Origin of the sequence: Dyella sp. SG562 (assembly GCF_011759495.1) — a bacterium.
In the GTDB taxonomy this organism is placed as follows: domain Bacteria; phylum Pseudomonadota; class Gammaproteobacteria; order Xanthomonadales; family Rhodanobacteraceae; genus Dyella_D; species Dyella_D marensis.
This window is the reverse complement of sequence record NZ_JAAOYS010000001.1, coordinates 702,278-715,164: the sequence shown is the minus strand read 5'-3', so window position 1 is coordinate 715,164 and position 12,887 is coordinate 702,278. Positions and strand designations below refer to the sequence as shown.

The 12,887-nt window shown below is 67.7% G+C and carries 10 protein-coding genes; 1 reads left to right on the top strand and 9 read right to left on the bottom strand.

Annotated elements, in window-relative coordinates:
- The first annotated feature begins 74 nt into the window (after positions 1-74).
- Positions 75-761 carry a hypothetical protein gene (locus FHW84_RS03080; protein WP_167252631.1) on the top strand — a complete coding sequence of 229 codons (687 nt, stop codon included), beginning with the start codon at positions 75-77 and terminating at the stop codon, positions 759-761.
- Between the two features lie 112 nt (positions 762-873).
- On the opposite strand, the gene FHW84_RS03075 is transcribed toward FHW84_RS03080, so the two are convergent.
- The 9 genes from FHW84_RS03075 to FHW84_RS03035 all read right to left on the bottom strand — a co-directional run bounded on the left by FHW84_RS03075 (position 874) and on the right by FHW84_RS03035 (position 12,842).
- The gene (locus FHW84_RS03075; RefSeq protein ID WP_167252630.1) at positions 874-1,437 is read right to left on the bottom strand and encodes a hypothetical protein; all 564 of its coding nucleotides are present in this window, start codon (positions 1,435-1,437) and stop codon (positions 874-876) included.
- Positions 1,438-1,453: 16 nt separating this feature from the next.
- A complete protein-coding gene (locus FHW84_RS03070) occupies positions 1,454-2,941 on the bottom strand; it encodes a DUF2235 domain-containing protein (RefSeq protein ID WP_167252629.1) in 1,488 nt (495 codons plus the stop codon).
- Positions 2,942-2,953: 12 nt separating this feature from the next.
- A complete protein-coding gene (locus FHW84_RS03065; protein ID WP_167252628.1) occupies positions 2,954-3,487 on the bottom strand; it encodes a hypothetical protein in 534 nt (177 codons plus the stop codon).
- Between the two features lie 346 nt (positions 3,488-3,833).
- A complete protein-coding gene (locus tag FHW84_RS03060) occupies positions 3,834-4,871 on the bottom strand; it encodes a serine hydrolase domain-containing protein (protein ID WP_167252627.1) in 1,038 nt (345 codons plus the stop codon).
- A 12-nt stretch (positions 4,872-4,883) separates the two neighbouring features.
- On the bottom strand, positions 4,884-5,645 hold the full coding sequence (locus FHW84_RS03055) for a M15 family metallopeptidase (protein ID WP_167252626.1): 762 nt from the start codon (positions 5,643-5,645) through the stop codon (positions 4,884-4,886).
- Positions 5,584-7,125 (bottom strand): serine hydrolase domain-containing protein, encoded by a 1,542-nt coding sequence (locus FHW84_RS03050; protein ID WP_167252625.1) that lies wholly within the window; start codon positions 7,123-7,125, stop codon positions 5,584-5,586. The genes FHW84_RS03055 and FHW84_RS03050 overlap by 62 nt, the downstream gene beginning before the upstream one ends.
- Positions 7,109-8,317 carry a dipeptidase gene (locus tag FHW84_RS03045; protein ID WP_167252624.1) on the bottom strand — a complete coding sequence of 403 codons (1,209 nt, stop codon included), beginning with the start codon at positions 8,315-8,317 and terminating at the stop codon, positions 7,109-7,111. The genes FHW84_RS03050 and FHW84_RS03045 overlap by 17 nt, the downstream gene beginning before the upstream one ends.
- A complete protein-coding gene (lysA, locus tag FHW84_RS03040) occupies positions 8,314-9,597 on the bottom strand; it encodes a diaminopimelate decarboxylase (RefSeq protein ID WP_167252623.1) in 1,284 nt (427 codons plus the stop codon). The genes FHW84_RS03045 and lysA overlap by 4 nt, the downstream gene beginning before the upstream one ends.
- 248 nt (positions 9,598-9,845) lie before the next feature.
- Positions 9,846-12,842, bottom strand: coding sequence for a TonB-dependent receptor (locus FHW84_RS03035; protein ID WP_167252622.1), 2,997 nt, complete (start codon positions 12,840-12,842; stop codon positions 9,846-9,848).
- Between the last annotated feature and the right edge of the window lie 45 nt (positions 12,843-12,887).

Genomic DNA, 12,887 nt, shown 5'->3' with positions numbered 1-12,887 from the left:
ATACCCCCGCGACGCGGACGCCATGGTGGCTTCCGGGGGAGCGCGCGGGCCGCAGCAAAGCAACAGGGGAAAACATGAAACTCATCGCCAGGACCGCATGCGTCGCCGCATGCGCGCTGCTGCTGTCGTCGTGCGCGACGATCGTCGGCGGCAAGTACCAGAACGTCAGCGTCGACACCAAGGCGTCCGACCAGAGCAGCATCGCCGCCCAGTGCACGCTCAGCAACGACCGCGGCACCGTCAGCGTCACCACGCCGGGCACCGCCCGCGTGCGCCGCTCCGACGGCGCGCTGGACGTGAGCTGCCAGAAGGACGGCGCCCAGATCGGCCAGCAGACCTACCACGCCAGCACCCGCGGCATGGTGTGGGGCAACATCCTGTTCGGCGGCCTGATCGGCATCGTGGTGGACTTCACCAACGGCGCCGCGCACCACTATCCGGATCACCTGAGCGTGACCTCGTACAACAAGCACTACGACGCGGCCGCGATGGCCGGTGGCGCACCCGCCACCATGGGCAGCGGCAGCGCCGCCGCCTCGGTGCCGGCCGCCGCCGGCGACCTGGCCAGCCTGGATCGCCGCATCGCGCCGGCCACCTTCAATGCCGCGCAGAACGTGGCCGCCGCCAGGCAGTGCGACCGTGCGCTGCACGTGGTGATGGCCGATGGCGCACGCTCGCTGCTGGAAGCGAACTGCCCGGGCGCCGAGCCGGTGCATATCGAGTGCGATGGCGACAAGTGCGTGGCCGTGCACAAGGACTGACGCACATGGCGTAGGTTGGGGTGAGCGCAGCGAACCCCAACGTGCCGGCGACCGTGCAAGGTCCGTTGGGGTTCGCCTTTGGCTCACCCCAACCTACGCCGTCGTTGATGGCTTAGTGGCGGGGATCCTGCGGCGGATCCAGCCGCACCCACCGCTTCCCATCCACCCGCGCGCAAATCCCGCCATCCGCGCATGGCGCCAGATTCCCCGCCGCGATCGCCGCATTGATCTGCGACGTCCACGCCGCATTCGACAGCTCGGTATGCGCGTGCATCACCGTATAAGCCGCCGCGCCGATCACCAGCAGCCCGCCGACGGCGCAGGCGATGAAGGCCTTCCACGCCGTCGCCGTATGCACCCGGCCGGCGCTGCTGATGCGCTGCTGCAGGTCCGCCGCGGCGTTGCGCACGTCCAGCATGGCGCTTTCCAGATGCTTCTCCGCCTGCGCGAACGGCTCGCGCAGGCCGTGGCTGAGCGTGGCGCCGGCCGCCTGGCGGAATTCCTCCACCGCGCTGGCCGACACCTGCTGCGCCACCTGGCTGACGCTCTGCGCCGCCATGCGGATGGTCTCCGCCGCCTGCGCGTTCTGCTGCACCACCTTGTCGCCGCGGGTTTCGAAGCTGTCGACCAGCATCGACAGCTTCACCGCCATGGCCTTGATGTCGTCCTGGGTCATGCGCGTCTACTCGCGTTCATTGCCGGAGCGTGGGCCCCTGCTGTTGCTGCTGCGGGTTCGGCGGCTGCTGCTGCGTCGGCGCGGGCGTGGCCTGCTGCTGTTGCTGCTGCTGTTGTTGCTGCGCCTGCAGCTGCCGGTTGGCCTGCTGGCCTTGCGCAAGCAGGGCCTGGCCTTCGCCCGATTGCGCGTACGACTGCGCGATCTGCCGCGAAGCCGCATCGTTCTGCGTGGCCGCGGCGCGGGTCAGCGCCTCGAACTGGTCGTTGACCGAGGGCGCCGCGACCGGCTGCTGCGGCGACGACGGCGTCGGCGCCTGCTGCCCCTGTACGGATTGCCCCTGCCCCTGCGGCACCGGACCGATCGTGACCGGCTGGCGCGGATAGGCCTTGCTCAGCTCTTCGTTGACCGGCTCCGCACTGGTGCGCGTGCCGACGCCGTTCCATTCCTTCTTCGGCACCAGCACGGTGTTGTAGCCGGCCGGCGTGTTGCGGTCCACCTGGTTGAAGCGGTACAGCAGCATGCCCTGTTCCGAGCGGTGCACCACGTTCATGCCCGGATCGGTCGGCACCTGCGCCTTCTGCAGGAACGGCTTGTCGCTCACCGTGTTGAGGTAATCGACCATCAGGTTGTTGCTGCGCACCGCCAGGCCGTCGCGGTGGTAGCTGCCGCCGATGTCCGAATGCGCGCCCGCCACGGTGACGCCGAGGAAACGGCCGTCCTTGCTTTCGCCCGGCGGGATGATGTGGTCGACCTTGAACAGCCCGCGGCGCTCGTCCGCGGCGATGATCTGGAAGCCGGAAATCACCGAAGGCGGCGGCCGGCGGTCGTGCTTCTGCGGCACGCCGGTGCCGACCGGATCGAACAGGCCCTCGACCTGGGCGACCTTGCCCGCTTCTTCCAGCCGCGGCTTGGAGTACTGCGCGTTCTTGATCATGCCGTCGCGCTCGTACGTGTACTTGGCGCCGCTCGGATCCTCGATGCCGCGCTCTTCCACCAGCCGGGTGAAGCCGGCCGCCTGTTCGGCGCCGCGGCTGAAGCCGATGCTGACCACGCTGATCTTGGCCTCGGGGTCCTCGCGCCGCCACTGCTTGGACTGCTCGATGAACTGCTTGTACATCTCCTCGGTGCGGCGCTCGTAGGTGTATCCGCGCATGCCGTCCAGGGTCTTGGTGACGCCGTTGTCCTGGGTGCCCGGGCCGGCCAGGTAGCCGGACACGATGCTGCGGTCGCCACCGCGGTTGCGCTCCTGGATCTGCGCATGGATCTTGGCCACGTTGGTGGCGTGCTCCGGATCGTGCGCCACGTCGTTGCCGGTGCCGTCGAACGCCGCCACGAACACGCGCTCGTGCGGGTTGTTGGCGTGGATCAGCACGGGCGCCTCGAACTTCGCCAGCTGGTCGCGCGCGGTGTCGTAGCTCTGCAGGCGGGCGGCGTCGGCGGGGTAAGTGCCTACGCCGTCGTTGAGTATCCCGTCCGCGTCGGGCTTGTGGGTTTCCTTGGGCATGGTGCAGCTCCTTTAGTAAGTCCTGCTCCAGACCAGGAAGATGTCTTTCCTGAAGTCGCTGTCCTTGTTGCCCGGGACCTGCGGCTGCCGGGTGGGAATGAACATCGCGGTGTAGACGTTGATGGTGCGGTCGTCCACTTCCAGGTAGATGTCCGGCGCGCCGGCCACGGGGCCGGAATAGAAGTCGGTCATCGCTTCCTTGGGCACGTTGTGCCAGATCAGCTCGTCCTTGAAGATCTGCGCGATGTCGACCTTGGCCTCGTGCGCCGTGCCGTCCTTGGATTTCCAGCGGACTTCGGCCGGCGCCGGGAAGTTGCTGATGCCCAGTTCCGCCGAGCCCCAGCCTTCGCGGTAATCGCCGGCGGGCTTGGGCGGCGAAGCTTCGTCCGCGGCCTTCTGCACCTGGTAGCGGCCGTTGTACATCACGCTGCAGCCGATGGTGTCGTAGCAGAACGCCTCGAAGTTATGGCGCTTGAAATGGAGCGGTACCTGGCGGGTCAGAGCCGGCGCCGGTGCCGCAGTTCCCTGCGTGTCGTCGAGTGACATGGCGAAAACACATCCTGTAGAGAGAGAAACCGTGAGGCCCAGTACGAGCGAGGCCTGAAGCCGGAGGGCTGAAGTGCGCATGCGAGCAATCCCTTGTCTTCGTGTCGGCCATGCGGAGTCCGATGGCCCCGGCCATCTTACCTCGCTGCGCCAGCGTGGCCAGTTTCGACCGGCCAGTCAGCGAAGTACCGCACATTCGTCATCCCGGCGCAGGCCGGGATCCAGTGACGATACCGGCTGGTTGTCGCGAAAGCCCAAAAGCTGAACCTTACGGCCTTCACGCACAAGCCAGCGCGTCGCGACTGGATCCCGGCCTGCGCCGGGATGACGAGGGGGGAGGGTGACGTCAGGGTGTGAGGTACGGCCGGGCGATCGCCATGGCCGTCCGGTACGGCTCCGGATCGTTGCGGTTGCTCAGCAGGATCACCGTCAGATGCTGCTTCGGCCAGCGCACGATCACGTTGCGGAAGCCGATGCTTTCGCCGGAATGCCAGCGCACGTCGCCATGGATGCGCCAGCCATAGCCATAGGCGTCGACGTCTTCTTCACCCGTGACCTGGTTCTGCGCGGCGAAGGCCAGGGCGCGCGAGCTGTCCTTGAGCAGGCGGCCGTCGTACAGCGCCGCGTCCCAGCGCGCCAGGTCGTCGATGGAGGAATAGATACCGCCGTCGCCGCGGGTGGCGCTGGTGAGGTCCTGGTCGGTGCGCACCCAGCAGCCATCCTGCTGGCTGTAGCCGTAGGCGCGGTGCGCGGGCTGCGGGCCGTCCGCTTCGCGCAGCAGGGTGTGATCCATGTGCAGCGGCTTGAAGATGCGCTGGCGCAGGAACTCGGGCAGGCGCTGGCCGGAGGCGCGTTCGACGATCAGCCCCAGCAGCACGTAGCCGCTGTTGCTGTAGCGGTAGCCGGTGCCGGGCGCGAAATAGCCGCGCGTCTCGGCCGACAGCATGCGCAGCACGTCGCCGTCGTTGAGCTGCCTGGTGGTGCCGGGCGGCATCAGGTCTTCGTAGTCGATCAGGCCGGACGCATGCGAGAGCAGGTGGTGGATGGTGATGCCCTGGTCGCTCGCCGGCAGCGAGGGCAGCCAACGGCGTACCGAATCGCCGAGTTTCAGCTTGCCGTCTTCCGCCAGCAGCAGGATGGCGGCGGCGGTGAACTGCTTGCTCACCGAGGCCAGCCGGTAGTTGGTGGCGGGCGTGGCGGCCACGCCGTGTTCCAGGTCGGCGTAGCCGTAGGCCTTGCGCAGCACCGGCTTGCCGTCCTTCAGCACCAGCAGCGAGGCGCCGGGGACTTTGCCGGTGTAGGGCTGCATCGAGGTGTCGGCGGCGGCGGCGGGGGCGCGGGCGGAAAACAGCAGCAGCGCGGCAAGGAACGCGAAGTGGCGCATGGCGGGTCCCGGTCAGCGGATCGGCAGGTCGTAGTAGGTGTCGGGCGCCGGTTCCGGCTCGAGCGTGTAATGCCACCACTCGAACGCGTAGTTGCGGAAGCCGCCGCGGCGCATCGCCTCGCGCAGCAGGTCGCGATGGGCGCGTTGTGCGGGCGTGACGTCCGGGTTGTCGGTATTGGCCAGCGGGTCGAAGTAGTCGAACGGCGTGCCCATGTCGAGCGGCGCGCAGTGTTCGTCGCGCGCATCGCATTGCATCAGGGTGAGGTCCATGGTGGCGCCGCGGCTGTGGCCCGAGCGCGGCGCGATGTAGTCGCCGAGCAGCACGCGCTTGTCGAGATGGGGATAGTGCGCGGCCTTGGTGCGCTGGTCGGCCAGGTCGCCGCCCCAGCGCACGAAATGGCTGACGGCGCGGGCCGGACGGTAGCAGTCCCACAGCAGCAGGCGCTGGTGCTTGGCGTGCAGGTCGCGTTCGACCTTGGCCAGCGCCGCGGCCGCGGGGCGCAGCAGATAGCACTTCGCCGCCGCGTAGCCGTCGACCGGCGTGCCGACGAAGTTGTCGCTGCCGGCGTACTTGATGTCCTCGGCGATATCCGGCGCCAGCGTGCGGATATCCACCAGGTTCGCCTGCGCCAGCGTGCCGGTGGCGACGGGCGGCTTCGCGGCCGGCGCGGCGCAGCCGCACAGCAGCGCGGCGGCCAGCAGCGCCAGCCGCCTAGTCGCAGCCGCGTACGTGCTTGAACGCGAGATCTTCGAAGTCGTAGCTGAAATCGGCATCGGGATCGACCTTGCTCATCTGCAGGTTGCCGGACTTGCCGGTGGGTGCATGCAGCCAGGCCTCGGCGTCGCCGTGCTCCCACTGCACCAGGTAGCCGTGGCCCACGCGCATCACCGGGCCGCGCAGGCGAGGGGATTTGACCGCTTCGAATGCCACGCCGTCGCCGCTCGGGCACAGGCGCGCTTCGCCGAACCAGGGATCGCGCCATACGCCAAGCAGGCCGGCCAGTTCCTTGCGCGTGGCGGCTTGGCGTCTGGACGTATCCGGCACGCGCGACGCGTGGCGGTGGCTTTCCTTCGCGGCGAGTTCGTCCGCATAGGCGGCGACGCTGCGTGCTTTCTCCGGCGCGGTGAACTGCTTCAGCAGCACTTCGACCAGCACGGTGCGTGCGTCTTCCGCATCGCCGTTGATCAGCACCACGAAACCGTCGCGCCGGCCCGGCACCAGGTACAGCGCCGAATACATGCCCGACAGCGTGCCGGTATGCGATACGGTCTGCACGCCATCCACATCGGCGATGCGCCAGCCATAGCCGTAGGCATACAGCTTGGTGCCATCCCAGGCGCGGCGCTGCGCGGAGATCGGCATCGGCGTGTACGGCGTCCACAGCGGGTCGCGCTGCGCCTGCGGCAGCCAGGCCAGCTGCCGCGGCGTCGGCGCCAGCCATTGGCGCGCCCAGATCAGCATGTCATCGAGGCTGCACTGCACGCCGCCGGCCGCTTCCATGGTGGTGGGGTGCACCACGGGGTCGGTGGGCGCAAGCGGTACGAAGCCGCCACCGCGGCTTGCATGCGGCACCGCGACCGGCGCCAGCGCATCGCGGCGCCACGTACCGACCTGGCAGCGTGCCAGCCCGAGCGGTTCGAACACTTCGCGGCGCAGCAGCGTTTCATACGGCGCGCCACCCGCGGCGGCAGCGACTTCGCCCGCCACCACGTAGAGCAGGTTGTCGTACGCATAGCCGGCACGGAAGCTGTAGCGCGGCTTCAGATAGGCCAGCGCGGCGACGATGTCCTGGCGGGTGAAGCCGTTCGGCTCCGGCCACAGCATCAGATCGCCCGCGCCTTCGCCCAGCCCGCTGCGATGCGTCAGCAGGTCGCCGACCTGCATATGCTCGGTCACCCATGGGTCGACCATGCGGAACGCGGGAATCCAGCGCTTCACCGGATCGTCCCAGCGCAGCTTGCCCTGCTGCACCAGGCGCGCGAGCAGGGCGGAGGTCATCGCCTTGCTGTTGGAGGCGATCTTGAACAGCGCATCGGGGGTGACCGGCTGGCCGGATCCCAGCGCCAGTTCGCCCGCGGTATGCCGGTACACGACTTCGCCGTTCTCGATCACGCCGACGGCGATGCCGGGCAGGCGATAGCGCGCCACCACGGCATCGACCAGCGGATCGAAGCGTTCCTTCGGCGTCTGCGCCTGCGCCGCACCGGCGGCGAGCAGCAGTGCGATCGACAGGACTTCAGCGAGCCGGCGCATCGGCCGTCTGCTCCACCGCCCGCCACACGCGCAGCAGATTGCCGCCCCACAGCTTGGCGATGTCCGCATCGCTGAAACCGGCCTTGCGCAGCGCCGCGGTCACGTTGCGGGTCTGGCTGGCGTCGCGCCAGCCGTCGATGCCGCCGCCGCCGTCGAAGTCCGAGGCGATGCCGACGTGGTCGATGCCGGCGACGTCGACCATATGGCGGATCTGCGCCAGGTAATCGTCGAGCGTCGGCAAGGGAAAGGCCTTGTCGATGCGCGCCATGCCTTGGACATACGCCGGCAGGAAATCGTGCTTCTCGCTGTCGTACTGCTTGTCGCCCGCCTGCTTGGCCACCTGCGCCTGCAAGGCCTTCTCGGCGAGTTCGCGGCCCGGATCCAGCTTCAGGAAGCCCTTGTAAGCCACCGCCTGCACCACGCCGCCCTTTGCCGCGATCGCACGCAGCAGATCGTCCGGAAGGTTGCGCGGGTGGTTCACCAGCGCGTGCGCGCCGGAATGCGAGGCGATGACCGGCGCCTTCGACAGCGCCAGCACGTCGCGCACGCAGGCATCCGAGCTGTGCGAGACATCGACCATGATGCCCAGCCGGTTGGCGCGCTCCACCACCTGCTTGCCGAACGCACTCAGCCCTGCGTCGCTCAGCGGCGGATCGCCCAGCTCGGCGGTGGGCATCGAGCTGGTGCAAAGATCGTTGTGGCCGACGTGGGTGAGGCCGATATAGCGCGCGCCCTGGGCGAACACCCAGTCCATGTTCTTCAGGTCGTGGCCGAGCGAATAGCCGTTCTCGATGCCGATCATCGCCGACAGCACGCCGGCCTTGCGGTTGGCGAGGACCTGTTCCGGCGTGGTGGCCAGCTTGATGCGCCGCGGATAGCGCTGCACCAGCAGGTGGATGTCCTCGTACTTGCGCCTGGCCTGCGCTACCGCCTTGGCATAGCCCTTGGCATTGAGCGGGCCCTGCTCGACGTAGATGACGAAGAACGCGGCGTTCAATCCGCCGCGTTCCATCTTGCCCAGGTCCACCTGCAGCGGGGTGTCGTGACCCGCGTCGAAACGCGGCTCGTGCATGTAGGCCAGCGGGATATCGACGTGGGTGTCGATGGTGACGGGCGGGTCATCGCCCGCCGCGGCGGGGCCGGTCCACAGCAGCAGCGGCGCCAGCGCGCCGAGATAAGGCCATAGCTTCATGCGCTTTCCCAATGCGAGGCCGGCTGTTCGCCGGCGACCATGTCTTCGAGACTCTGCCGCCGCCGCACTATGGCATGGCGGCCGCGCTCGAGCAGCACCTCGGCCGCGAGCGGGCGCGAGTTGTAGGTGGACGCCATCGAGGCGCCGTAGGCGCCGGTGGTGCGGATCAGCACCAGGTCGCCGCTGCGCAGCTCGGGCAGCTCGCGTTCCACCGCGAAGGTGTCGCCGGTTTCGCAGACCGGGCCGACCACGTCGTAGCGGCAGTGCGGACGCGGTTCGTCGAGCAGGGGGACGATGTCGTGCCAGGCCTCGTAGAGGCTGGGGCGCAGCAAGTCGTTCATGGCCGCGTCGAGCACCAGGAAGCGGCGCCGGTCGCCCTGCTTCACGCGGATCACGCGGGTGAGCAGCACGCCGGCCTCGGCGACCAGGTAGCGGCCGGGTTCCAGCAGCAGGCGCCCTTTGAACGCTCCCAGGGCTTCGCGGATGGCCGCGGCGTAGTCCGCCGGCGCGATCGGCACCTGGCCGTCCCGATAGCGCACGCCCAGGCCGCCGCCTACGTCGATGCTGGCGATGGCGTGGCCGGCGTCTTCCAGCTCGCGCCAGAACGCCGCCACGCGCGCGAAGGCGAGGCGGAACGGTTCGACGCTGAGGATCTGCGAGCCGATATGCACGTGCAGGCCGTCCAGCCGTACGTTCGGGTGGCGCGCCGCCTGGTCGAACCAGCGGCGCGCCTCGTCGATGCTGACGCCGAATTTGTTTTCCGCCTTGCCGGTGGAAATCTTGGCGTGGGTCTGCGCGTCGACGTCGGGATTGATGCGCACCGCCGCATGCGCGGTGACGTGCAGTTCGGCGGCCATCTGCTGCAGCAGCTCCAGCTCGTCCGCCGATTCGACGTTGAAGCGCTGGATGCCGGCAGCCAATGCCTCGGCGATCTCGGCGGCGGTCTTGCCTACGCCGGAGAACACGATGCGCTGCGCCGGAATGCCCGCATGCAGCGCGCGCCACAGCTCGCCGGAAGACACGATGTCCGCACCCACGCCCGCTTGCGCCATCAGCTGCAGGATGGCGAGGTTGCTGTTGGCTTTGACCGCGTAGCACAGCGTGGCGTCCAGGCCTTGCAGGGCCTGCTGCAGGCCGGCGATGCGGGCGCGGATCGCACTGGCGGAATAGGCGTGGAACGGGGTGGGGATGCGTTCGGCGAGGCGGCGCAGGTCGACGCCGTCGAACAGGGTGTCGGGGTGAGCTGTGTCGTCTGTCGTAGGTTGTGCGTTGTGCTGCATGGGTGCCTCAACATGAAGCCCCTCTCCCACCGGGAGAGGGGTTGGGGTGAGGGTACGGGCGAAGCGCAAGAGTGATGTGCACCGCTCCGGCCGTACCCTCATCCGGCTGCCGCCACCTTCTCTCCCACGGGGACTACCTGCGGGTCGCCGGCGGGAGAAGGATTCAGCCCCGGAGTTTGCGTCAATAAAAAAAGGCGGCCCGAACTCGCGCGGGCCGCCTTGGGGAGTACACCTTCAGTGATGCATGCTCAGAAATCCAGCGACACGGTGAGCTGGGCAAAACGCGGATCCTGGAAGCGCAGCGCCTGGCGGAACGTGGAATTGGTACCGTCGCTGATCGAAGTCTGCAGGTCCTGATCCACCGCCACCGTGCGCTGCTGGTTGAGCAGGTTGTAGATGGCGAACTTCACGCGCAGCTGGCCGGTCTCGCCCAGCGAGCGCAGGTAGGTGACGCTGGCGCCGAGGTTGTAGGTCCACGGCATGGTGCCGTACTTGCCGCGCGGGGAACGCTCGTACACGCGGTCTTCCGAACGGTCGGACGAGCAGTTGGCCACGCAGATGTAATAGCTGTGGTAGTTGGTCGCGTCGTACGGGTTGCCCACGCCGAAGCCGGTGATCGGGCCGCCGGACAGCACGGTGAGGTCGCCGCCGAACTGCCAGTGCGGGGTGAGCGCATAGGTGCCGCGCAGCTTCAGCTGGTGGCGGTGGTCGTTCGGCAGATAGCCGTCGCCGCCGAAGTTCACCCAGGGGTTGTCGAAGTTCTCGGTGCGGCCGGTGTCGTCGAAGTTGGTGTCGGAGTTGACCGGGCCTTCCGCGTTGCCGCGGTTCCACGACAAGGTATACGAGGCATTGAACGCCCACTGGTTGTCCCAGGCGCGGTCCAGCTGGAACTCCACCGAGGTGAAGGTGCGCTTGGGCTTCACCCAGCCGCGCTGGCCCAGGTAATTGCCGTCGGCGTCGTACATCGCCCAGCCTTCCTTCGCGGTGTCCACCGTGACCCAGCCATCGGCCACGCCGTCGCAGTTGGTATCGCCCCACACCGTGTTCTTCTTGCCCGGGTTGCCCATCACCCAGCCGATATAGCCGTTGGCGCCGCACTTGCCGGTGGCGCTGATCTCCATGTCGTCGATCGCGTTGTGCAGGCGGCGGTAGGTGGCGCTCACGCCCCAGGACCAGCTCTTGTCCAGCATCTGCTGGAAGCCGAGGATGGCTTCGTCCTGGAACACCTGGTCCATGTCCTTGTTCACCTGCGAGCGCAGGTCGCCGACCTTGCCGTCGCCCTGCGAGGTGTCCACGCCGCCCAGCTGCGGGCCCAGTACCGGCATGGCGTACTTGTTGCCGTTGCGGTCGACGATCTGCCAGCCGCTGAAGGCGTAGTAGGTGCGCTCATCGAGCAGGCCGCCGGCCTGCTTGATGTTGATCACGTTGGCCACCGGCAAAAAGTAGCGGCCCAGGTTGCCGAACAGCTTGGTGGTGCCGTCGCCCTTGATGTCCCAGGAGAAGCCGAAGCGCGGCGCCCACATGTTCTTCATCTTGATGTAGCTGCTGCCGTTGGCGGCCTTGTTGTCGAAGCCGTCGTTGCGGATGCCCGCGTTCAACAGGAAGGTCGGCGTGATCTGCCAGTTGTCTTCCAGGTAATACGCCGAGTTGGTGGTCTCGAAGGTGCCGGCGATCTCGTAGCGGCGCGCACGCACGTACGCCGTATACCCGGCCGGCAGCACGCCGCCGGTGTTGTTGATGGTGGAGCCCGGGGTGGCGTAGTAGAGGTTGTAGTAGACCGCGCCGGGGCCGGTGTAGTGGCGCTGGTAGATCGAGGTGTCCTTCTCGTGGTCGTAGCCGAAGCGCACCAGGTGGTCGCCGAGCTTCCATTCGAAATCGGCGCGGATCTCCTTGCGGGTGTCGTCGCGCTTCTCCACCGTGGAATTGGTGGTGCAGCCCAGCGGCACGCCGCCCGGTACCGGCACGGCATTGGTGACCTTGGTTTCGGCCACCACGCGGTTGCATTCGATATCGCTGAGCGAGCGGGTATAGGCGTTGCGCTTGTTGCTGCCGTACAGCAGCTTCATCGACAGGTCGTCGGTGAGGTAGTTGGTGTAGGTCAGCGCCCAGTTCTTGCCGCCGGAGTCGGTGTAGATCTCGTTGGTCTTGGCGCCGAGCGTGCGCGTGTCGAAGGTGTAGTCGTAGACGTCGCCGGTGTTCTTGCTCTTGTCGGAGAACGCCATCAGCGACAGCAGGTTGTTGTCGTTGATGTGCCAGTCGATGGTGGCGCCCCAGAAACCGTTGTGGGCGCCGTTGCTGGTGAAGGTGGTGCCGTCGTCGCTGGTATTGCGCGGCGAGCTGCCGCGCGCCTCGTACATGGCGAAGAAGAACAGCTTGTCCTTCACGATGGGGCCGGACGCGTAGACATTGGTCTTCATCAGCGAGTCGCGGTCCTCGCTGGAGGCGAGGTAGCGGTTGCCTTGCGCGTCGTAGCGGTTCTTGGGCTTGTCGTGCCAGGCGCCCGGTTCCATGGTCAGCTCGGTGCCCCACTTGAACTGGTTGCTGCCCGAGCGTGCCACCGCGTTGATCACGCCGCCGGTGGTGCGGCCGAACTCCACCGAGTAGCCGCCGGTCTTGACCTGGAACTCCTGGTAGAACGCGAACGGCGCTTCGGAGAAGCCGTTGCGGTTGTAGAAATCGGTGACGTTGAGGCCGTTGACGTAGATCGCGTTCTCCGCGATCGACGAACCGCCGAAGCTGATGCCGCCGAAGCTGGAATTGCCTTTGTTGACGCCCGGCGCGAGCAGGGCGACCGAGGCGATGTTCTGATCCACCGGCAGGCGGCGCAGTTCCTCGCGGCTGATATTGACCGCCGACTCGGTGGAAGTGACGTCCACCTTGGTGATCACGCTGGTGGCGCTGACGCTCACGCCTTCCAGTTCCTTCACGCCCAGGTTCACCGTGGTGGCATTGCCCAGGGTCACCGTCACGTCGGCCGGCTGGGTGGTGAGGTTGCCGTCCTTGCGGCTTTCCAGCACGTACCTGCCCACCGGCAGGAACGGAATGCGGTAATTGCCTTTCTCGTCCGCCGTGGTGCTGCGCGACAGGCCGGTGGCCGGGTCGCGCACGGTCACCACCGCGCCGGGCTGCGTGCGGCCCACGATGGTGCCGTCGTTGTTGGCGGCATGCGCCTGCCAGGCGGGCAGGCCGAAGGCCAGGCCCAGCCCCAGACATAGCGCGGTCTTGCGCAGATACCGACTGCTCATCTCCCCCATCTCCCCGTCTCCCAACGTGATGTCGATGCGTTAGCG